The sequence below is a fragment of the Halalkalibacter sp. AB-rgal2 genome (assembly GCF_041821005.1).
Classification (GTDB): Bacteria; Bacillota; Bacilli; order Bacillales; family Bacillaceae_D; genus Halalkalibacter.
In genome coordinates this window covers 1-20689 of sequence record NZ_JBGUAV010000001.1, presented here as the reverse complement: position 1 = coordinate 20689, position 20689 = coordinate 1, and the positions used below count along the sequence as shown (strand labels likewise).

General features: G+C 37.7%; 21 protein-coding genes and 1 pseudogene. 6 read left to right on the top strand and 16 right to left on the bottom strand.

The annotated features are described in order from the left end of the window. Nucleotides 1-14: 14 nt before the first annotated feature. The 6 genes from ACERJO_RS00110 to ACERJO_RS00085 all read right to left on the bottom strand — a co-directional run bounded on the left by ACERJO_RS00110 (nucleotide 15) and on the right by ACERJO_RS00085 (nucleotide 6305). Nucleotides 15-1598 carry an ABC transporter substrate-binding protein gene (locus tag ACERJO_RS00110; RefSeq protein WP_373646197.1) on the bottom strand — a complete coding sequence of 528 codons (1584 nt, stop codon included), beginning with the start codon at nucleotides 1596-1598 and terminating at the stop codon, nucleotides 15-17. Nucleotides 1599-1695: 97 nt separating this feature from the next. Continuing rightward, nucleotides 1696-2493, bottom strand: a complete 798-nt coding sequence (locus ACERJO_RS00105) for a class I SAM-dependent methyltransferase (protein ID WP_373646196.1) — start codon at nucleotides 2491-2493, stop codon at nucleotides 1696-1698. Beyond that, the gene (locus tag ACERJO_RS00100) at nucleotides 2471-3334 is read right to left on the bottom strand and encodes a Rossmann-like domain-containing protein (protein WP_373646195.1); all 864 of its coding nucleotides are present in this window, start codon (nucleotides 3332-3334) and stop codon (nucleotides 2471-2473) included. Before ACERJO_RS00100 ends, ACERJO_RS00105 begins: the two co-directional genes overlap by 23 nt. Before the next feature lie 11 nt (nucleotides 3335-3345). Further along, nucleotides 3346-4590: an ATP-grasp domain-containing protein gene (locus tag ACERJO_RS00095; RefSeq protein ID WP_373646194.1), complete on the bottom strand. Its 1245-nt coding sequence runs from the start codon at nucleotides 4588-4590 to the stop codon at nucleotides 3346-3348. A 102-nt stretch (nucleotides 4591-4692) separates the two neighbouring features. Further along, nucleotides 4693-5208 carry a GNAT family N-acetyltransferase gene (locus ACERJO_RS00090; RefSeq protein WP_247107348.1) on the bottom strand — a complete coding sequence of 172 codons (516 nt, stop codon included), beginning with the start codon at nucleotides 5206-5208 and terminating at the stop codon, nucleotides 4693-4695. A gap of 494 nt (nucleotides 5209-5702) precedes the next feature. Then, nucleotides 5703-6305, bottom strand: a complete 603-nt coding sequence (locus tag ACERJO_RS00085) for a TetR/AcrR family transcriptional regulator (RefSeq protein WP_373646193.1) — start codon at nucleotides 6303-6305, stop codon at nucleotides 5703-5705. 244 nt (nucleotides 6306-6549) lie between these two features. On the opposite strand from ACERJO_RS00085, the gene ACERJO_RS00080 reads away from it, so the two are divergent. Next, a complete protein-coding gene (locus ACERJO_RS00080) occupies nucleotides 6550-6990 on the top strand; it encodes a small multi-drug export protein (protein WP_373646192.1) in 441 nt (146 codons plus the stop codon). Nucleotides 6991-7694: 704 nt separating this feature from the next. Then, on the top strand, nucleotides 7695-8750 hold the full coding sequence (locus ACERJO_RS00075) for a flavin-containing monooxygenase (protein ID WP_373646191.1): 1056 nt from the start codon (nucleotides 7695-7697) through the stop codon (nucleotides 8748-8750). Nucleotides 8751-8851: 101 nt separating this feature from the next. Here ACERJO_RS00075 and lpdA read toward each other — a convergent pair whose 3' ends face one another. The 5 genes from lpdA to ACERJO_RS00050 all read right to left on the bottom strand — a co-directional run bounded on the left by lpdA (nucleotide 8852) and on the right by ACERJO_RS00050 (nucleotide 13125). Then, nucleotides 8852-10243, bottom strand: coding sequence for a dihydrolipoyl dehydrogenase (gene lpdA, locus ACERJO_RS00070; protein ID WP_247107344.1), 1392 nt, complete (start codon nucleotides 10241-10243; stop codon nucleotides 8852-8854). Beyond that, nucleotides 10240-10452, bottom strand: a complete 213-nt coding sequence (locus tag ACERJO_RS00065) for a hypothetical protein (RefSeq protein ID WP_373646190.1) — start codon at nucleotides 10450-10452, stop codon at nucleotides 10240-10242. The genes lpdA and ACERJO_RS00065 overlap by 4 nt, the downstream gene beginning before the upstream one ends. A 25-nt stretch (nucleotides 10453-10477) precedes the next feature. Then, the gene (locus tag ACERJO_RS00060) at nucleotides 10478-11104 is read right to left on the bottom strand and encodes an alpha/beta hydrolase (protein WP_373646189.1); all 627 of its coding nucleotides are present in this window, start codon (nucleotides 11102-11104) and stop codon (nucleotides 10478-10480) included. A gap of 68 nt (nucleotides 11105-11172) precedes the next feature. Beyond that, the gene (locus ACERJO_RS00055; protein WP_247107342.1) at nucleotides 11173-11766 is read right to left on the bottom strand and encodes a TetR/AcrR family transcriptional regulator; all 594 of its coding nucleotides are present in this window, start codon (nucleotides 11764-11766) and stop codon (nucleotides 11173-11175) included. Between the two features lie 141 nt (nucleotides 11767-11907). Then, nucleotides 11908-13125 (bottom strand): MFS transporter, encoded by a 1218-nt coding sequence (locus ACERJO_RS00050; RefSeq protein ID WP_373646188.1) that lies wholly within the window; start codon nucleotides 13123-13125, stop codon nucleotides 11908-11910. 93 nt (nucleotides 13126-13218) lie between these two features. On the opposite strand from ACERJO_RS00050, the gene ACERJO_RS00045 reads away from it, so the two are divergent. Beyond that, complete coding sequence (locus ACERJO_RS00045; RefSeq protein ID WP_247107340.1) at nucleotides 13219-14112, top strand: LysR family transcriptional regulator; 894 nt, start codon at nucleotides 13219-13221, stop codon at nucleotides 14110-14112. A 139-nt stretch (nucleotides 14113-14251) separates the two neighbouring features. Here the strand turns inward: ACERJO_RS00045 and ACERJO_RS00040 are convergent, their stop codons facing one another. Next, complete coding sequence (locus tag ACERJO_RS00040) at nucleotides 14252-14734, bottom strand: DinB family protein (RefSeq protein ID WP_373646187.1); 483 nt, start codon at nucleotides 14732-14734, stop codon at nucleotides 14252-14254. 143 nt (nucleotides 14735-14877) lie between these two features. On the opposite strand from ACERJO_RS00040, the gene ACERJO_RS00035 reads away from it, so the two are divergent. After that, nucleotides 14878-15480 carry a CGNR zinc finger domain-containing protein gene (locus ACERJO_RS00035; protein WP_373646186.1) on the top strand — a complete coding sequence of 201 codons (603 nt, stop codon included), beginning with the start codon at nucleotides 14878-14880 and terminating at the stop codon, nucleotides 15478-15480. On the opposite strand, the pseudogene ACERJO_RS00030 reads toward ACERJO_RS00035, so the two are convergent. Continuing rightward, nucleotides 15394-15912, bottom strand: a pseudogene (locus tag ACERJO_RS00030) (hypothetical protein); the annotation flags it as partial. The gene ACERJO_RS00035 and the pseudogene ACERJO_RS00030 overlap by 87 nt on opposite strands. Nucleotides 15913-16210: 298 nt before the next feature. Next, the gene (locus tag ACERJO_RS00025) at nucleotides 16211-16672 is read right to left on the bottom strand and encodes a MerR family transcriptional regulator (RefSeq protein ID WP_247107534.1); all 462 of its coding nucleotides are present in this window, start codon (nucleotides 16670-16672) and stop codon (nucleotides 16211-16213) included. Between the two features lie 166 nt (nucleotides 16673-16838). Here ACERJO_RS00025 and ACERJO_RS00020 point away from each other — a divergent pair, with 166 nt between their 5' ends. Further along, the gene (locus ACERJO_RS00020) at nucleotides 16839-17690 is read left to right on the top strand and encodes an aldo/keto reductase (protein ID WP_373646185.1); all 852 of its coding nucleotides are present in this window, start codon (nucleotides 16839-16841) and stop codon (nucleotides 17688-17690) included. A gap of 315 nt (nucleotides 17691-18005) precedes the next feature. After that, nucleotides 18006-18407: a hypothetical protein gene (locus ACERJO_RS00015; protein ID WP_373646184.1), complete on the top strand. Its 402-nt coding sequence runs from the start codon at nucleotides 18006-18008 to the stop codon at nucleotides 18405-18407. A 296-nt stretch (nucleotides 18408-18703) separates the two neighbouring features. Here the strand turns inward: ACERJO_RS00015 and ACERJO_RS00010 are convergent, their stop codons facing one another. Beyond that, nucleotides 18704-19711 carry a C45 family autoproteolytic acyltransferase/hydrolase gene (locus tag ACERJO_RS00010; RefSeq protein ID WP_373646183.1) on the bottom strand — a complete coding sequence of 336 codons (1008 nt, stop codon included), beginning with the start codon at nucleotides 19709-19711 and terminating at the stop codon, nucleotides 18704-18706. 105 nt (nucleotides 19712-19816) lie between these two features. Next, complete coding sequence (locus ACERJO_RS00005) at nucleotides 19817-20656, bottom strand: MerR family transcriptional regulator (protein WP_373646182.1); 840 nt, start codon at nucleotides 20654-20656, stop codon at nucleotides 19817-19819. Between the last annotated feature and the right edge of the window lie 33 nt (nucleotides 20657-20689).

The window sequence follows — 20689 nt, the reverse complement described above, 5'->3', positions numbered from 1 at the left end:
GTAATCTCCTACTTTTATTCTCCATCTTTCAATGACAAGCCAGCATGGACAATATGTTCAAACTGCCTAAAGTGATCCTCAAACCCATGAACAGAATGATGAACAGCCGTAATTTGTGGACGTGGAAATAAGCTAATCACAGCTGCTTGTTCAGCCACTCTCTCATTTACCTTTAAAGCCAATTCATGGCTTTCTTCATCATCACTCGCTTCACTTAATTGTGTTAGTAAGTCATTCGTTTCTGGATCATCATAACCACCATAATTAGCACTTCCTTCAGGAGAAAACTGCCCTTCTAATAAGGAAAGAGGACTGCCAAACGTACTCCATGCTTCAATTGTCGCATCCCACTCACCTGATTCACGTGCCGTTTGAATTAAACTATAATCACCATGTTGCACCTCTACTTGAATCCCAACTTGCGTCCATTGATTTTGTAAGGCTTCTCCTAAGGCTTTGTCACCACCCCAAGTCCTTAAGTTTAAAGTCAAAGGCTGTTCATCCTTGTACCTCAATCCATCTGATTCTAATTCCCATCCAGCCTCATCAAGCAGTCGAGCCGCCTGATCTGCATCAAACTTGTCGTAAACAGCATTTTTTGCTTCTTCAAAGACTGGATTAGAGCCCAACCATGTTGTTACAGGTGTACTATGACCTTCTGCAGCAAGTATGACCAATTCCTCCCGATTTAAGGCCCAAGATAATGCTTGTCTTACCTTCACATCCTGTAATTGTGGTTGATCTAAGTTTAAATAAATCGTTTGAGTGTTTGCTGCCGGAGTAGCAGAAATTCCTACGTTTTCATTTTGTTCCAACTGATCGAGACTCGTCACAGGGATATTCAAACCTATATGACTAGAACCCTCTAATACAGACATTAAGCGCGTCTGCTCATCACTTATTTCTCTATGGATAACCGTCTTAATGGTTGGTTGCTCTCCCCAATAATTCTCGTTTATTTCCAAAACCATCTTTTGTTTTGGGATAAACTCGACGACTTTGTACATACCAGTTAGATCCATCGTATCAATTGAATCTTGTTCTGCTTCTACATTTTGTATAGCTGTCTGGTAATAAGATAAATTTAGCGGAACTGGCACTCGTTCTCGAAGCGTCTCTACTCGTATCGTCGTTTCATCCACTTCATGAAATGTTAGCTCTTCTAGAAATGGTAATGCCTGTAGGTCTTCTTCTTTTGAACGTTCCAAAGAAGCAATGACAGCATGAGCATCTATGACTTTACCACTCCAAAATTGGGCATCAGGTCTAAGTTCAATTTCCCAAGTTGTATCATCTATTTGTGTTACGCTTTTTGCAAGAGAAGGTTCAACCTCTCCATCGGCATTTACTTCAAATAGTGCTTCTGCTGCCCCTATACTTCTCAGATAACTTGCTGTTAACGGCTCCATTGTATTAAGGCTTACAGCAATCTCCTGACCTACAATAACAAGTTCCTCTTCTGCTTCTCCTACCTCTCCTGCTTCTTCCTCTTGTTCTTGTTCTGTGTCATTAGGCTCTACTGAAGTATCTTCATTCTGACAACCTATTAAAATTCCAAAAATACTTATTATGAACATAAATACTATCGACTTCTTCATATGTGACCCCTCAACTCTTTATTATATTTACAATTCGAAACGTACAATGGTCGTCATCGTAAAACAGATTTAAACCTTCCATCATCCGTATTTTCTGCTATATCGCTTGCGCTATAATTTGCATACGCCTTCCTTGTAAATCATCGCTAAAATCTAAAGATTTTTCTTTATCATATTTACTAATATGTGGTTCTGGTTGATCAAACAGCTGTATAAGACGAAAACCACTAGACGTTACATAATGGACCATTTCTTGTGGGAAAAACAAACGGTGCTGTAAATGCTCCACAACCGGCTCATAGCCTGGTACCGTCCAGCAATAATCACGCTCTAATAACTGACGGGCTAGGTTAATGCTAAATTTTGTCCTAAGCGTAACCACTTTGTCCTCGAAGCTGGTATGATCAACCAGCTCATCCGTTAACCAGTTCTGTCCTTCTTTCGTGAGGAAAAAGGCAGCATTCCGCATGTCAAGATAGAGAATTCCTCCTTTACGCAGATGATTTCGGAAACATTTCAAGCTCGCACGTGCCTCTTCATTTGTAAGGTTATATAAAAACGTGCTCCCTACACAAACAATGGCATCAAAGGTTTGATCAAGTGAAAAGTTTGATTGCTCTCCATAAACAAAGGTCGAATCAGGATAATGCTCTGTTGCCCATGAAATCATTTCCCGCGAGTTATCTAACCCCGTTGCTTCATAACCTGCATGTTGAAGATATGCCACCTCTCGACCAAGACCAGAGCCAATATCCAATATCCGATTTCCAACCTTATACGTATCTAATAATTTATGAATGAATTGTCCCATCCGATGGTCTGAGTCTGAATGAAAGGCCAAATATAAGTCAGGGTTTGTATGTAAGAAATTTTCAGTATTCACTTCGAGATGCATGTCCGTTTTCGACCTCCTTTCTAGTTGTATAGTGATACAAGCGTGATGTTAATGCGCTAAATTGGGAAAATGGAAAAGGTTCTGCTACAAGTTCAGACACACCTTCATTCATAAATTGAGCAACAACCGTACTCCCTGTTTGCGCGTAAACCGTCAACGGAATTCCTTTTTCCCTTACTCTCGTTAGCACACGGTCAAATGTTCCATTTCCTAACGTCATCGCTGTGCATATAACGCGGTCAGCTCGATCAAGTACTTTCTCCATATCTCTTTCAACCACTTGGCCCGCTTCTGTTGTTTCTAAGCTCAAGTCACAAGGTAAACAAATACCTCCGCGTTCCTTGATAGCCTCAACTAACGGGTTAACGACCCCTATGAGCGCTACCTTCTCATTAGGATGAATGTTCGTCACATCCGTTATAAACTCATCGCGCCATTTGGCTTTTTCTAGTGGTTTCCCTTCAGGGAGATCGACGACCTTTGTACAAGATTGTTTATGAGGTTTGACTATACCGAGATAAGCATCCATTCCTGCAATTTGGACTGGTAATCTCTTATCTTGTAAAACAGTATCTAAATAAATACCTGACAACTCAGCAGCAACACGCATATCGACCTGTTCATGTGTATGAGAGCACGCACCAAAGTAATCTTCTACTCTCAACAGTAAATAATAATTGTGATACTTGTTTTTAGATGAGGTGAATTGGGTAGTTTGGTAAATATGAGAGGCCCCCGTCACCGTTAAATCTTCTGGTTTAGGTCCTAGCTCCCCATTCAAAATCTTTTCTCTCAACTCATTAACATAACGTGATTCTGATGTTGTTTTTGTTCGTCTCACATACACTCCCCCTACTGAGAAAAACGTAATTGAATACGGTTAAGAGCTTCCTCTGCATAGATTCTCGCCTTCAACCCTTCAGTATCTTCTGTCATAACATGACCTAAATAGCAAGCATTATCGATCGGAGCTGCAATCGTTTTTCCTAAACAGTCTTCAACCTTATATCTAACGACATGTTCGTCTGAAGCTAGCGTGTCCGTACCCTCAATCTCAGAAATAGTACCACCCTGCTGAGGAACGAGAAACATAATACCCGCACTAGTGACGCCGCTATCCTTTCTTATTATGTTTGGCTTCAAACCTAGAGCTAGATCGACAAAGACATGAAGCAAATCAATATTTGTCACGCGTTCGATGAGTTCTACAATATAGTTTCCAGCCGTTCTTGGATTGATTTCAATGATGCGAGGGCCTTCATCTGTAATCATCACTTCTGTATGAGCAATACCATGATCAAAACCTACAGCATCCAATGCATCTTTTACAAATTGTGTCACCGTTTCCTGTAGCTCTTCACTTAGTTGAGCTGGAAACATATGACCATTTTCTATGAAATAAGGGGTTCCTGTAATTGATTTATCCGTAATCCCTAATATCGTCGTCTCACCGTTGAATGAAACGCTCTCGACACTTACCTCTGTACCATGCATATACGCTTCAAGCAAGTATGTACAATCTCTCTCCTGCTCTCTAAAATTGAGTGGAAATGATTCTAATGCATGAAAGGCATCCTGTAATGCTTGTTCATTTTCAATTAGATTTACAAAAGCACTGGACGCAAGATCCACAGGTTTCAACACGAAAGGGTAACCAATTTCATTTGCTGCTTTTACTACTTCATCCCATCGATGTGCCAACCGGTAAATTGGATTAGCTAAGTTCGCTTTATCTAAAGCCTGACGCATATGATTCTTATTCCGTACTGTTTTTACTTCCGCAGGAAACGGACAAGGAATGTTAAAGGCCTTTGCCACTTCTCTTACGGTTTCAATATAGTAATCACAAACGGTAATGACGCCATCAAAACGACCAGAACGTAATTCATGAATCAAACCAGGAATATCATTTGTTTCTGTTTTTATGACGTTGTCAGCATACCGTAATACTGGATGCTTCTCAGTATTAAGTGAACTCTGATAATGTTCAGGCTTTCGAGTCACAAACATATACGTATGCCCTAAAGATTTCAATAACGGAGGCAGCAGATTCCCACTTGCCCCAACCCAGCTTTCAATCATTAATAAATGTGCCATCATCATCCTCCATTTTCTATAAATATATGATAATAGTAATCATTACGATATATAAACTATATCATTTCCTACAATGTTATACATACGACTACTATTGTATGACTATTTGAATTCATCACATTCTTCTTTTAATAGACCATAAAGGTAGACATCATGGTAAGTTCCATCTTTATACACTGATTTTCTCAAAGCACCTTCTTTTTTAAATTGATTTCTTTCAACTAGTCGAATCGATTGATCATTATAGCTTAATATTGAAACCTCTATCTTGCGTAAATTTAACTGCTGGAAACACATATTAATCATTGTTTTCAATACGTTTTGACCAATCCCGGCCCTTTGAAACCTTTCTAAAATTAATATCCCTAACACACACTTTCGATTAACTGGGCTCATTTGATATATTTGAGTTAAGCCAACTCTTTCTCCGTTGTAAACGATTTTAAAGTGTTGTTGCTGATCATCACTGTTCCAACGTTCAATTCTAATACTAGCATACTCTAGACTATGAGGATTCCAACTCCCTAGCACTGCATTCTTAATGATATTTTCATCATTGTAAAGAGTACAAACCAAGTCTTTATCCTGACTATCTAAAGGAGCTAATTGAATATCCATGACGCCGCCTCCTCGTGAATACGATTTAAAAAACAGCCCTGACTTATAATTCTTATCTTCACATAACGATAATCGTAATCATTACTTTTACTAACATTATGCATGATCTACTTTTTTATGTAAAGATAATTTGTAATAGTATACATTTTCAGACAACAAAAAAAGAGAATTCATGAGGCCACTGAAAAAGGGTAAAGCAATTTTTTAAACATCCTTGTCCATTCCCTCTATCCATTTTTTTCAATTATATTATAGACATAGCGGACGGGATGGGAGGGCCGACTCCTGCAGGAGAAAAGGGCAGGTTGAAATCCACAGGCGCAGACGGTTCGTTCAACGCCCTCCTGCGGAAAGCGTGCCCCCCATCCCGGTAGCGAGGTCGAAGAGCCGCACCCTGACTACGAATCAAAAAAACCTGTCGACTTGTCTCGCTTTTGCGAGACTTTGTCGACAGGCTGTATAATGGGTAATTAACCATTATCCCTTGTTTCCTCTCAACGTTCCTTTGGATTGTTATACATAACCGAATCAATACATGGATTGACTAAATATCTAAAATATTGTTCCATTTGGTATGGAGTATAGGACATGTTATTGTTAACCCACCACTTTAACAAGTTCATTAAGGTACTGGAAATATGGTTTGTTAAGATTTTTATAGGAACCTTAGGTTCTTCCCCTAAAGGCAGCTTCGATTGAAGGTATTCCTCTATTCCATCATTCCAGTAAGCCTCAACTTTTTCAAAAAACAAGTCAGCACCATCTGTTTTAAATAATCCTTTAATGGTCTTACTGTCTTCCTGTATATGCTCAAAAAGTTCTATGACAGATATCATTCTTGGTTTATCCCCATCCTGTTCAATATAGCTCTTTATATATTGATTAAGTATTTCGAGGAAATCCTCTACACTGCTAAACAGCAGTTCATCTTTGGTAGAAAAGTGTGAATAAAAGGTTGACCTCCCTACATTAGCCCGATCAATAATATCTTGAATCGTAATTTTACTGTATTTTTTTTCTTCCATCAGTGATATTAGAGCCTCATTGATAGCTTGACGGGTTTTCAATACCCTTCTGTCGAATTCATTATTTTTCATGCTACTCCCTCATTTCGAACAATTTCTATCGTTTGTTTCATAACGTACATTTCTTTAAGTTTGATGATTTACTCCCAAATTATAAATCATTTACAATAAAGATGAACAAAATGTTCATTTACGAACTAAGTGTACATTAATTATAAAAAGAAAGGAAGTTATGTATGTTTTCTTCACTTAAATTGTCATAACGTTAAGAAAACCATTTACTTTGAAATTTCTTTCGGAAGGGAGTTAATGCTTGATGGAGCTATTAAAATACATTAGTTTAGCAGCCACAACCTGGTTTGCGGGTTTTTTTCCACATTTTGAAATCTATCTTGCCGTTCCTCTAGGGTTATCAATAGGACTTAATTGGTTTGATGCCTTTCTTTGGGCATCAATTGGAAATTGGATGGTGATCCCGTTAATTGACTTTTTTTATACTTGGTTAATGAAATTTAAGTTTATGCGGAAATTTAGTGAAAAATCTTTGAACGGAAAATGGCGAAAACGAATGGAGAAGTACGGTGTTTTCTTTATAATAATCCTTACTCCAGTAACTGGTGTTTGGGTTATAGGAATCATAGCGAAGGCTTTGAAATTTAACAGAGCACAATTATGGCTATACAGTGGCATCAGTGTAGGTGTAACTGGGTTTATTATAGCTATTTTAGCTAATATGGGGATTGAATTTTTTTCATAATTCGGATTGATATTACAAGATATTCTAAATCACTTACCCATTCACTAAAATTTTCTGATTTCCTTACTTATCATGATTCGAATTGAAGTTAAGGCTGTTGAAGCTCCTATGCTTCAGTTTCCTTCGCAAAAATTAAATAAACGTAGCAGGAATCCTATTTTGAGGCTCCTGCTTCTTTTAAAACTATCTGTGATACACACATCATTACAAACCACTCACCGCTTAAAGGAAGGAGTCCGCTGAAAAAGGATCCTCGTAAAGAAAGCGGTCTTTTCCTTGTGCCAAGCGGAACCTCATTCCGTTAAATAGACGAATATTCTATTTTTGCACTCGAAGTGGAACGTCATTCCGCTAATATGCCAAAAGACGAGCAAAACGAAGCGCAAATGGCCAAATAGCGGAACGAGGATCCGTAATAACCGGAATAAAGTCTGTATAAAGGAAATAACGGAATGACGTTCCATCAAGTCGCAGCACAACTTAATGAAGAAGAGACGGTACCGCTATGCCATTGAAAAAGTCCGATCTTCTCAAAAAAATGTGGGAATTATAAAACTACTGAAAAAGTATAAATCAACTTTTCAGTGGTTTCTAAAGGAAGCGGAGAGAATACTGAATTTACTTCTACTTTATCTGTTATTCATCTATACTTATATTCAAATATCCATTTGAATATAAGTAGTATTGAAGGGAGGATTTTAACGATGCTTGACTATGAAGTTGTCATTGTCGGTGGCGGGCAAGCAGGATTAGCTGTGGGCTATTATCTAAAAAAGGAAGGTATCCCCTTTGTTATCTTAGATAAAAATGACCGTGTAGGTGATTCTTGGAGAAACAGATATGATTCCCTAGTTTTATTTACACCACATACATATAGTTGTTTACCTGGATTGGAGATGGAAGGTTTATCGAAAGAATTTCCAACGAAGGATGATATTGCGAATTATTTGGATAGCTATGCAGAGCTTTTTGATCTTCCTATCATGTTTAATAGTAACGTTAGTAAATTAAATAAACAGTCCGATGGATCATTTCTCGTAGAAACGAATCATGGGAAAATTAATGCTAAGCAAGTAGTAGTAGCAACTGGGGCATTTCAAAAACCTTTTATACCTAATGTCATTAAAAATGAGACGAGTATATTCCAACTTCACTCTTCTGAATATCATTCACCAAGTGAAGTAAAGGGCACTGATATATTAGTTATAGGTGGCGGTAATTCTGGGGCACAAATTGCTGTGGAATTAGCACAGGATCACAATGTCACAATAGCAGTTGGATACAAATTCAAATTTCTACCTTTAACCTTTCTTGGAAGAAGTATTTTTCATTGGTTGGAACTATTCGGCCTGTTGTATGCAGGCAAAGATACGCTGAAAGGGAAATGGTTCCAAAAACAGAAAGACCCCATTTTCGGAAATGAACTTAAGAATCTTATTAAACATAATAAAGTTGATGTAAAGCCTAAAGTTACCCAAGTCATTGATGATGAAGTTCAATTTAAAGATAACACTCGGAGGACATTCACTAGTATTATTTGGGCTACTGGCTTCGTTCCTTCTTACGATTGGATGACTATAGAAGGTGTTACTTCTGATGATGGAAAACCCATACACAACAGGGGTATAACGAATATTAAAGGTCTATATTTCATAGGGTTACCTTGGCAATATCAACGAGGATCAGCTTTGATATGTGGAGTGAGCTTGGATGCGAACTATCTTATCCCGATCATTATTTCTAATATCTCTAAAGCTTAATAATTTGAAACCTAGTGTATAAAAAGAAACCGTTTTGAACAAAGATTGTTTAAAACGGTTTCTTTTTATGGATATTCCTATTACTAATAAAAATAGCTTAATCACTTCACTACATGAATCGGTCTCCCTATCATGACCTCAGCAGCACCCATTGTCATTTCACCTAAAGTTGGATGAGCGTGAATGGTTAGTGCGATATCTTCTGCAGTCATCCCCGCTTCAATAGCAAGGGTCATTTCAGCGATCATATCTGATGCGCCAGCACCTACGATTTGCGCACCAATTAATCGGCCATCCTCTTTACGTGCAATAAGTTTCACAAATCCTTCTGTTGCATTTAAAGCTACTGCACGACCGTTTGCTGCGAATGGGAATTGCGTTGCTTTCACTTCGATACCTTCTGCTTTTGCTTGCTCTTCATTGTAGCCAACCGTTGCAAGCTCTGGATCTGTGAAACATACAGCTGGGATTGCTAAATAATCAACGATTGATTTTTCCCCTGCAATTGCTTCAGCAGCTACTTTACCTTCATAAGATGCTTTATGTGCAAGTTGCGGACCAGATACGATATCACCTATTGCATAAATGTTTGGTACTGACGTACGGCATTGTTTGTCTACTTTTAGTAACCCGTTCTCTTCGAATTCGATGCCTACTGCTTCAAGACCCATTTCATCTGTATTTGGACGACGACCTACCGTTACTAATACATAGTTAGCTTCAACTGTTTTTTCTTCCCCACCAGCTTCATACGATACAACTACACCTTCTTCATGTTCTTCTACTCCTTTAGCTAATGCGCCAACAACGACTTCTACGCCTTTTTTCTTTAAGCCTTTTTTCACAATATGTGTCATTTGCTCTTCGAAACCAGCTAATATGTCTTTACCACCTTCAATGATTGTTACTTGAGAACCTAAGTTAGCGTAAGCAGAACCTAGCTCCGTCCCGATGTAACCACCACCGATGACTACTAATTTTTCTGGTACTTCTGTTAAAGAAAGTGCACCATTTGAGTTAATTACGCGTTCAGTGAATGTGAATGTTGGAATTTCAACCGGACGAGAACCCGTTGCAAGGATGACATTTTTGTATGTGTAAGTTTGACTGTTAGCACCGTCAAGTACACGTACAGTGTTTGCATTTACGAAGTGTGCTTCACCGTTTACAATATCGATTTTATTGCCTATTAATAGACGTTCAACACCGTCTACTAATTTAGAAACAACGCCTTTTTTAAATTGTTGCACGTTTGTCCAGTTAAGTTGTACTTCTTGTGCAACAACACCCATATCACCTGAATGCTTTGCTTGCTCAAAGCGATGACCTACTGAAATCATCACTTTTGATGGAATACAACCGACATTTGAGCAAACTCCTCCTAAATACTCTCTCTCTACAATCGTTACGTTTTGCCCCATTTGAGTAGCGCGAATAGCCGCCACATATCCTCCCGGACCTGCACCAATCACTAGTGTATCAATATACTTCATCTACTATCTCCCCCCTCATTACTTGCTATAAAATGAAAAACATTCTCCCAAAAATATTGATCCTTCACACAATTGTGATGACCTTTTGTTTCCACTTTAATGACTTGTTTAAAGTTGCTATCATTTAATAGGACATCGACATTTGAAATCGGCACTCTTTGATCCTGAATAGAGTGTATGGCAAGAGCAGGCGACTGTTGGTTTTTCAATATTTTCTCTAGACACCATTCTCTTCTAGCTTTTAAAAAAAACACCTCCTCGTAATAAAAACCAACTGATCAATAGCCAACCAAAGGGAATATAAGGTAGTGTTACTTTTCCAGCCATTGATTTGCTAATATTCTCTAATGATGTAGGCATTGAATCGGTAATGAGTGCTTGTATCCTTAAATCAGTAGCATTCACAATACTTGCAGCTACCCCACCCATTGAATGCCCTAAAACATAGATTGCATGACTATTCATATCTGACCTCTCCGACACATAGTCAATCATTGATGTGATACTTTGGACAAACGATTCAATACTCACTTGCTTTTGTAATGAATCACTTTGCCCATGACCAAGAACATCGACAATTATTACGTCATAACCGCTAGCTAATAGGGGATCGACATATCGTAACATGTCTGATTTATTAGAGCCCCATCCGTGTACAAGCAGAAAACATCCTCTTGCTCTCTCACTTTTAATAAGCCATCCTCGAATTTTCCCAATACCCCGCTCAATTTCAATGTTTTCATAAGTCGCATTCGGGTACTTTTTATCCTCTTTCTGTTTCGGTGTGAAAATATAACGAATGATATAGCTCCTCAAAAGTAAAACAACGACTACGAAAGAAATGAATAATACATATTTCATCATAACCCCTCCATAAAAGATACCAAACAGTCTCTTTTTTATTATAAAAAAGACGGCTTTAATGCCGCTCAGGTAGCAATCATTGAAATATATTGCTTCAAATTATTTATGATGATCTTCGTTATTTGCCCATCTTGCTTTAATCGGTCTAATACGAGCCCACCTTCAAGTGTTGATACAATATATATCGCAGTGTCATATGGCTGTATGGACTGCTTCAACTCTTGATGCCTAATACCCTCCTCTATGATTTTCACCAACCATGTTACCATCATATCCACTGCTTCATTAATCGATGGCAGCAACCCACTTCCTTCTAAATCATCCATTTCTATCGCTGCGTTAAAAATAGGACACCCACCTACTATCGGCTCTCCTTCACTTAATTGTAAAAAAGCCTCTACAAATGCGATTAATTTGTCCGGTGCATTGTCGTGTTGTGAAACACTCGTCATTAAATGATTTCGCATGATTTCGATAGAAAAATGAAAAGACTCAACCATTAGCTGCTCTTTATCCTTAAAATGTCGATAGATCCCCCCTTTTTGAATATTCGTTTCCTGAATAATGTCACTCATCGATGTTGTCATATAACCTTTTTGGTTAAAAACTAGAGCAGATTTCCGAATAATTTTACGCCTTGTTAATTCACCTTTTTTCATTTATACCCTCCAAAAAGATACCATTCAGTCTCTTTTAATATAAAGGAAGTCAGATACAAATTCAAGAGTTTATTGACAGAAATTAAATAAAAGGCTGTATTACAGGATAATCAACTGGTATTAGTGATGGTTAAATTCCATTCAAATATCTTTCTTTTGACTAGTTTGTCGTCTCATTTCAATATTCCTAGAATCTGATTCATTTAGATGAAACGAGTATTTGATAAAAACGAGAGCAAGAATAACAAATAAACTACCGATCCAACTTAAATTTAAAATGTTAGTATATTGTATAATGATACCTCCTAAAGCCGAACCTAGCATCATCCCAATATTCATTAATGCTGTATTAAAACTTAGTACCGTTTCAGATGATTGTGGTTTTAGTGAAATTAAATAAAATTGCTTTGCAGGTGTTGTTGTCCAAGTCGCTGCTCCCCAAACTGCCAACGTTATAAATACACCTATTACCGAATACTGTGTAAATGTGAATACAAGTAAAGCAACTGCATGAACGAATAAACTAATGGATATCGTTCGATTTGGTCCCCACTTGTCTACAGTATATCCACCAAAACGTGAGCCAATAAAAGCAAAAGTACCTAAAACAAACAAGGCGATACTAGTCATTTCTATTGAAAAACCTGCAGAATTACTTAACAAGGGAGAAATATAAGCAAACACCATGGTGTAACCTAATATCCAGAAGATAGTAGTTGTTAATACAGTGATTACTCGTTTATCTTTGATTATTTGTATTTGTTGTTTAAATGGTACGGGATCATTTCCCTTTATTCTAGGTAATAATTTGTGAAGTAGAAGGAAAAGAATGATTGTAACGAAAGCAATGATCAGAAAAATGAAACGCCAATTCAAATGAGCAGCTAAAAATGTCCCGATAGGCACACCTAGAACTAATGAGACGGTAAAGCCAGTAATAACCGTTGCCATGGCACTACCCCGTTTTTCTGCAGTGGCAATTTGAGCAGCATAATTTGTTGCAACGACAATGTAAAGCCCACCACTCATTCCCATAATGACTCTTGACAACATAAGTAAGATGTAATTATAGCTGAAAACAGCTATGAGATTACCTAAAATAAAAGTAAAAATAGCATATAATAATACTTTTTTTCGCTCATACTTCGCTGTTAACAAAACCAGTACCAATGCCCCTATTGCATATGATAACGAATAAACGGCTACCAACTGCCCCGCTGATGAGATCGATACATCTAAATCAAAAGAAATGATTTCTAATATTCCAGAAACAACAAACTCTGCTGTCCCTGTAACAAAAGCTCCTAAAGCTAAGAGTATAATCATAAATGGATTGACCTTCTTTGCCAACTTGTACATCTCCTTTACTATTCCTGAAGTTGATTTCATTTTAAACGGCGTGTTAACATAAGTAAAATTGATATTTTTAATCAAGGAGATGAGTAATCACTCATGAGCATCATTCGTTTCGAGATTTTATCTAGAGTAATAGAGTTAGGGAGTTTTACAAAAGCCGCTGAAAAATTAAGTATGACTCAATCAGCTGTTAGTCATGCTATTTCTAGTTTAGAAACAGAATGGGGAGTCCCATTATTAATTCGGGATCGTAGAAAGGGAATAACACTCACAGAAATAGGGCAAAAAACACTACCTCATATAAGAGAAGTGTTGAAAAGAATTGAAGCAATTAACCAAGAAATTGCGTTAGCGACGAACTTAGAAACAGGGATTATTCGTATTGGTACTTTTGCAAGCGCGTCTTCCTGCTTATTACCTAAATTACTTGCAAAATTTCAGAGAAAACATCCTAAAATAGAGTTTAAGTTTTATGAAGGGACATATGAGGAAATTACGGAATGGCTACAATCTGGAATTATAGACATTGGGTTTGTTGTAAAAGGCAAATCAAATCCTGGCTTTGATCTAGTACCTCTCATAAAAGACAAAATGGTTGTAGCTTTCCATCCCGAGCACAAATTTCTCCACAAAGAAACGATCGATATGCAGGATTTAGAAAAAGAGCATTTCATCATGCCAACTGGAATGTACCAATCACATGTAGAGGAGTTATTTGAAGAAGCACAAATCAAACCGACTATCCGTTTTGAAGTACACGATTGCACTACTATTGCTAACATGGTACAAGAGGGGCTTGGTGTCACCATAGGTCCAGAGTTATTTTTGAAAACACAACAAAACATCAAAATAGGAAAGCTACATTCAACAAATTATCGCGATGTTGCACTAGCTTGTTCTGCCATTTCTGAAGCATCTCCAGCTGTAAAAGAGTTTCTCATTGCTGCTAAAAATGTTTTTATTGAGTCCAATCATACTTTAGACTCTTAAGAAGTTTAGACATAAAAACATTCCATTCAGGACCTTTGTCAACAATGGAGAAAAGCTCATTTTGAAGAAAAATTGATCAAAATGAGCTTGTGTATATTCTAAAGAATTGGTTCGTTTTATAAAATCGATCGATTCCACTTTATGATTCTTTATTTTGTAATTGTTGATTGATACCTTTTATTGCACCAAAATGCATTCCTTCATGATATAGACAAAAGCTTAGACATTCAGCAACATTGCTTATTTGTAGTCCAGTAGAAGTATTATATATTTGTTTAATTGGTTCTCCTATTCTCTCTGATAATAATGATTCCACATTCACGATTTGTTCATTTAGTAAAATAATTAATTCTTCTTTCATTGGTATGTCGATAGACGACCAATCTTTCGGAGATGTACATGGATTAAAAAGCTCGGGGAATTTATCAGGTACGGTAACTTTTTCACCTGTAAGTTGCAAAGCAAATTTTTCAGTTACCACGTATATATGACCTAAATTCCATTTGATATTATTATTCACTCCTGCAGGTACAACTTCCATTCTGCTTTCATTCACACCTTTTACGTAATCGATTGTAGCCTTACGTACAAATTTCAACTGTTGAAATAGATAATGACTCATTTTATAATTCACCCTTTCTATTTATTAACCCACCCTATAAATTAACCTCTAAAATATACTTTTAATAGTTAATAACATAGCTCATTTTCTTTAACCTGTCAAATATGTTACAAAAGGTTAATGATTAAAGGAGGGTAATTCACGTGACAAATGAAGTAACTTTCCCACTCCTATCAGGGATTATCTCAATCGATTTGATTAACACTGAAGTCGTCCGCCACGGCACTCGGCATGATTTGCTTACTCAACCAGAGCATGTTATAGCATGGTTTCATACTTTAACCAAAAAAAGCATCATCATTAATCAAAAATTTAATAAGGATATCAACCATTGGGCGGAGGATGCATTACCACTTTTACGTAAAGTACGTTCACTTCTTCGTGAGAATTATGAAAAAATGGCAGACGAGAAAATCCTTTCATCTGATTGGAGCACTCATCTAGAATTATTCATTAAACAAGCCCCCTTTACTTATCAATTGCTAAACGATAAATTAATTCTTATTCCAATTGGAGAGCCCGAAAAAGCTTTAGTTTCCTTGATTGCATTAGATGCCTTAACCCTTTTTAAATCAGGTCAATTAAGCTATATACACCGCTGCGCTAATCCAGAATGTGTCTTGTTATTTATAGATACTCGTGGTAGACGAAAGTGGTGTTCAATGAAAATATGTGGAAATCGAGAAAAAGTGACTCGTTATCAACAACAAAAGAAACATACTAATCTTAGTATGTTCAGACCGTAGACAAAACGGCTTTCAGATATGACTCTCAAAGCCGTTTTTGTATTTTTCGTATGGTTTTCCGGCGATGGCACTGTCGGTTTGGTGTTCCTCCAGTGCCATGTCGCCAGTTTTTTCAGGTTCATAGCAGCAAAAACAAGCATCGCCTGCATTGAATTTTTTTCGAGCCCCTTCAGGTTCGTCCAACGCATCCTGCCAAATGTGGCGCAAGACCAGCTTCTTATGGTCTTTGTTTTTGGTACATTGAGAAAGCACGGGACCATTCTGACACACATTCGGATTGGAGCTGTACTCACGGTATCCTTCTCTGTTCGTTGTTCGGTAATGAAGAAGTTGGTCTTGCGGATAGATGTAACAATCGTAGTATTCATCATACACAAACTCGTGCTTTCGGAAGTAGCCCGGAGGCGTCATTGGTCCTGCAATCGGAATAAGGAAAAATATCCACGTACGAGGGAATGGGCGGAAATCTAGTTTGAAAAAAGCATTATGGTTAAGATAAAGTTTTATGAGACCTCCACCTTTCAGTTCGGAGTTTCACTTTTCACTATAAAAACACCCCTTTAGATGAACAGGTCCAAAGGGGCAAAACGGTATAACTTCATTTCAATCCCACACAATTGTTGCTTAGAAATAAAGATTGATAAAATAGACTTAATTGTTTCGCTTCGAACATCGCCCCGATCGGGTTGGACATCCAAGAAGTCGCTGAAAAGATCGAAGAATAGGTGAGTTATGGATTTAAGTTTTCTGGTGAACCCGAGGGCGAATAAAATACGTCACTATGGACATGCCTGAATTTTTCCCACTTACCAGGATTGGTCGAGTCTGAAACTCCCTTCTCAAGAATGGTCTGATATAGGATAGTTTTTTCTTCCAAATGGGCGACGCGCCGTTTGGCTTCTTCAAGCTGAACGAGCGCAGATTTTTTATGCTCCATCATTAGTGCGCAGCGTTGCGGGATGGTCGAATCTCCTTCGAGACAAAGATCGACGTACATTTTGATCACTTCAATTTTCATCCCAGATTGCTTGAGGCATTTGACGCCGTACAGCCAGTTAATCGATTCTGCATCGAACAGCCGAATATTATTCTCATTACGCTGTATGCTTGGCACCAATCCCTTATCGGTATAAAAGCGTACAGCGTGTTCAGTAAGTCCCGTTATCTGTGCAGCTTCTTTGACCGTATGCATATGTAACCCTCCTTGGAAAAAATTATAAAAAACCGCTTGCCTTCGTGTAACACGAAGGCACTATGCTTATTATAAAGCAAATCGACCATACGCGGAACCCCGCGTCGTACCCGATTTCCGGGATTCGAGGTCGTTTGCTATTTTACGAACAAGGGGAGGAATTACAATGCAAACAGTAACATTGAACAACGATGTGAAAATGCCGATCATCGGCTTTGGTGTCTATCAAATTCCTGATCCGGAAGAATGTGAAAATGCTGTATTTGAGGCACTGATGGCCGGTTACCGCCTGATCGACACCGCTGCTGGTTACCTGAACGAGGAAGCAGTCGGACGCGCGATCAAGCGCAGCGGCATACCTCGTGAGGAACTGTTCATCACGACCAAGCTCTGGATTCAGGATGCCGGCTACGAGAGTGCCAAGCTGGCGTTTGCCAAATCCTTGAATAAGCTACAGCTCGACTATCTCGATCTATACCTTATTCACCAGCCATTCGGCGATTACTACGGCGCTTGGCGCGCAATGGAAGGCCTGTACCGAGAAGGGAAGATCAAGGCGATCGGTGTCAGCAACTTCCTGCCCGACCGTCTCATGGACCTCATCGTGCATAACGAAATCGTGCCCGCTATCAACCAAGTCGAAACTCACCCTTTCTACCAGCAGATCGAGAGCGCTACCTTTATGAAAGAACAGGGAGTGCAACACCAATCGTGGGCGCCGTTCGCTGAAGGACGCAACAACATGTTCGACAACGACGTGCTGACTTCAATCGCGGAAAAACACAACAAGTCTGTCGCCCAAGTCGTGCTGCGCTGGCTCGTTCAGCATGAAATCGTTGCTATTCCTAAATCGGTGCGCAAAGAGCGGATCGTCGAAAATTTCGACATATTCGATTTTGAGTTGAGCGCTAACGATATCAAACAAATTTCCGTCCTCGATAAGCAGGAAAGTCTTTTCTTATCGTACCGTGATCCAGAAATCGCCAAGTTTCTCGGTACCTTAAAAGTAGATCTATAACCTTTGATCGAACCGTAAATTCATCATGAGTTTATCCTCATATCTATTAAGAAAGGGCAGGGCACGCACCTGTCCTTTCTTTGTGTCAATCGCTAGTGGTGTAATAACATTTATTTACTGCATCAGAAATCTTTTTTATTTCTTCTCCTTGCCTTCTAGCAATCTCATTGCTGTTGATTTAATGAATGTACCAATATTTATCTATTATGTTAAGCTTAATATCGGGGGGAAGTTACTCCTAACGACTCTTATAGTATCAAAAACTGTATAATCAATGCTTTTTTAGATTAATGTAGTGGGAGGTGTGATGTTATAATGAATCTGAATTTAATAGAAAGTAAAATTGAACCCAGTATAGAGTTTTATGGTGGATTTAATTTAAAGCAGTATCAAGACTTAACTAAAAGATGGAATGAAATGTTATTACTTGTTCATAAAGAACTATTGAACTATATTAATGACAATGATTTGTGTTTTGATAGCGGTGAGGATGTATTTCCATTACGAAATAAATTAACAGGAAATTACTATATAGACTCTGTTTCTTATAGTAAACACGTAAATCCAATGGGATTTCAGATTATGATAAAAACCAGACTTACTGAGAATTTACAGAATGGTAAGGAGGATGATTATTTAGGGCTAGACGTTACTTTATTCACTTTGTCTATTAACCATCATTTTGAGGTTTGGGGTATTGATAGTTCTTCCATTTAGAACTTAATAATAAACCCATATCTCAACATGATGGCTTGTCAGTCTAAATGCACCCTTCTTCCCAAAGTGTTTCGTATGAAGTTTCCCAGCCAAGACATTTTCCTGGTCGATGAATATTTTAGACAAGGCTAATTCAAGTTCTGTATTGTAATTAGAACTTAATCCAGCCTCTTAGCGAAAAATTCGCATAAGAGACCATTGGCATAGTTCTTCACCTCCCGATATCGTAACTGCTAGCTTCACGAAATGAAAAATAGGCTTTAACTCATTTCACTTCTAACATCCTCCCATTCAATCTATCGAATCATGTCTTGTTTCTTTTCTTTTAATATAGCATCTATCAACCTTTGTTCTGTTCTATATTTTGCTTTATTCGGCTGACCCTCAGCTCTAGATATTTCTAATGTGTTTAAGTTGGCTACTACCGAAAAAAGCGTTCCAAATTGATGGTCTCTTAGGTTTAAACAGACATGACCTTTCGTTTCTGACATGATGGTTTGAGCAATGGAAAGTTCCATATTATTAACATGTTCAGCAAGAGCTCTATCCAAAGTTTGAAAACGATCTATCGATTTGCTCCAATTCCAGCTCTCTACAACAGGTACACCCATATGATGGTTTGTACAATGAATATAATTGTTATGGGGCCGTCGAACTTGGAAGGTATTAGGTGTTACTTCTACCACCGCCATTTTTCCTGATGGATCAGCCAATAAATAATTATTCGCAACTGAACTTGGAAATCTTTTCAAAATTCCAATTCCCTCTTCGACATTCCTACAATGTTCTAGGATTTGTTTACATGCAAAATAAAAATTCAAACCAGGTTTCTTTCCTTCATGAGGGACCGCTGTAATACCTACAAATAGACCGTGTTCGTTAATGCCATCCACTTTTCCAACAAAGCAATCGGAGTGACCTAAATATTTATTTTTATTCTTCAAACATACCAAAGACGATTCGGTAATATGTTTCAAGCTATAGAGCATATCATAATTGCGTCCAATAATGACTTCATTTCCATTAAATGCTGCAAAAATACTGCATTGGCTGGACTGTTCAAAAACTCCTATACTTAATAGAAATGAACTTACTTCTTCAAACGAAGCATGACATCCATCAGCGAAGCCTTGAATTTCCTTTACGAAATCTGCATCAAACTCAGCCAAAATAGGGATACACAATTTACCATACTCTAACTTTTCTGCCGATACTTGCGGAAATCGAAACCCATTTCTATAAAGGATTTCCGCATAATTTTTTCCCGCCTCGTACGGTTCCCCCTTCATTCTCGGATGATACATATTTATTTCCTCCTTCGTTTTACAAAACTTCTTATAATAAAAATAATAAACCCTCCAGTAGCTGGAGAGTTTAGCCAGTTTTTATAAAAGTGATCGTAAATATTACTAATGAATAGGTACACATATTTTCGTAATAAAGTCTGATGGATGTCTAGTTAAATCCGGTCGCAGGTGCCGTAAATCCATATTGTCAGAGACAAGTCCTTTTTCGTATATTTCCATCATTTCTCCATTTTGAGTCAGATCCTTTTCAACGATCCACTTGTTCAGCATTTCATAACCCATCGCCAAGTCTGTATAAGATCCTTTAACTGTAATGCAGGCGTATGTTCCATTGGCTAATATTCTGCATCCATCTATATCATTCGAATCTTTTACTGGTACAAGCAACTCAACATCTACCTCATTCTCCTTTAAATCTCTATCATGGAAAATAGCCATGAGTTTTCCATTCACCTCTAGATTAAAAGCATATAATTGGTTGAATACATTTTGTACGTGTCTATCTATAAATTTCATCCGAATTTTTTTGCGTAGAGTATACACTAATGTATCTTTCCAGTTTTCAAAATAACAATCAGAGAAAATAGGCCCCTGAATAATTGGGATACCAGCATCTATTTTCATTTTCAATTGTTTCATGTCTTCTATTTCGTTAGTGATTTGTTCTTTTTGCTTTTCCAGTTCAGATATTTTTTGTTCGAACATGCTATTCCACTGTACTGGGTTCGCGCTCTCAATAATTTGCTTAATATCCGCTAATGGAACATGCAAACTTTTTAAAAGCAATACTAATTTAATTATGTCTATTTTGTCATAGTCATAATAGCGATAATTAGTTTCAGAGTCTATGTATGAGGGTTTTAGTAAGCCAATGTCATCATAATACCGCAGTGTTTTAATAGGTACATCACATATTTTCGAAAACTTTCCTATCGTATACATAACTCTATCCTTTCAATCAGTTTATTGTTTCGG

Coding starts and splice junctions, on each gene's coding strand:
- ACERJO_RS00025 (WP_247107534.1), bottom strand. CDS start 16,672: ATGCATACGGTCAAAGAAGCTGCACAGATAACGGGACTTACTGAACAC.
- ACERJO_RS00090 (WP_247107348.1), bottom strand. CDS start 5,208: ATGGATATTCAATTAGCTCCTTTAGATAGTCAGGATAAAGACTTGGTT.
- ACERJO_RS00020 (WP_373646185.1), top strand. CDS start 16,839: ATGCAAACAGTAACATTGAACAACGATGTGAAAATGCCGATCATCGGC.
- ACERJO_RS00080 (WP_373646192.1), top strand. CDS start 6,550: ATGGAGCTATTAAAATACATTAGTTTAGCAGCCACAACCTGGTTTGCG.
- ACERJO_RS00005 (WP_373646182.1), bottom strand. CDS start 20,656: ATGTATACGATAGGAAAGTTTTCGAAAATATGTGATGTACCTATTAAA.
- ACERJO_RS00050 (WP_373646188.1), bottom strand. CDS start 13,125: ATGTACAAGTTGGCAAAGAAGGTCAATCCATTTATGATTATACTCTTA.
- lpdA (WP_247107344.1), bottom strand. CDS start 10,243: ATGAAGTATATTGATACACTAGTGATTGGTGCAGGTCCGGGAGGATAT.
- ACERJO_RS00085 (WP_373646193.1), bottom strand. CDS start 6,305: ATGAAAAATAATGAATTCGACAGAAGGGTATTGAAAACCCGTCAAGCT.
- ACERJO_RS00015 (WP_373646184.1), top strand. CDS start 18,006: ATGAATCTGAATTTAATAGAAAGTAAAATTGAACCCAGTATAGAGTTT.
- ACERJO_RS00010 (WP_373646183.1), bottom strand. CDS start 19,711: ATGTATCATCCGAGAATGAAGGGGGAACCGTACGAGGCGGGAAAAAAT.
- ACERJO_RS00045 (WP_247107340.1), top strand. CDS start 13,219: ATGAGCATCATTCGTTTCGAGATTTTATCTAGAGTAATAGAGTTAGGG.
- ACERJO_RS00055 (WP_247107342.1), bottom strand. CDS start 11,766: ATGAAAAAAGGTGAATTAACAAGGCGTAAAATTATTCGGAAATCTGCT.
- ACERJO_RS00105 (WP_373646196.1), bottom strand. CDS start 2,493: ATGCATCTCGAAGTGAATACTGAAAATTTCTTACATACAAACCCTGAC.
- ACERJO_RS00060 (WP_373646189.1), bottom strand. CDS start 11,104: ATGAAATATGTATTATTCATTTCTTTCGTAGTCGTTGTTTTACTTTTG.
- ACERJO_RS00110 (WP_373646197.1), bottom strand. CDS start 1,598: ATGAAGAAGTCGATAGTATTTATGTTCATAATAAGTATTTTTGGAATT.
- ACERJO_RS00040 (WP_373646187.1), bottom strand. CDS start 14,734: ATGAGTCATTATCTATTTCAACAGTTGAAATTTGTACGTAAGGCTACA.
- ACERJO_RS00095 (WP_373646194.1), bottom strand. CDS start 4,590: ATGGCACATTTATTAATGATTGAAAGCTGGGTTGGGGCAAGTGGGAAT.
- ACERJO_RS00075 (WP_373646191.1), top strand. CDS start 7,695: ATGCTTGACTATGAAGTTGTCATTGTCGGTGGCGGGCAAGCAGGATTA.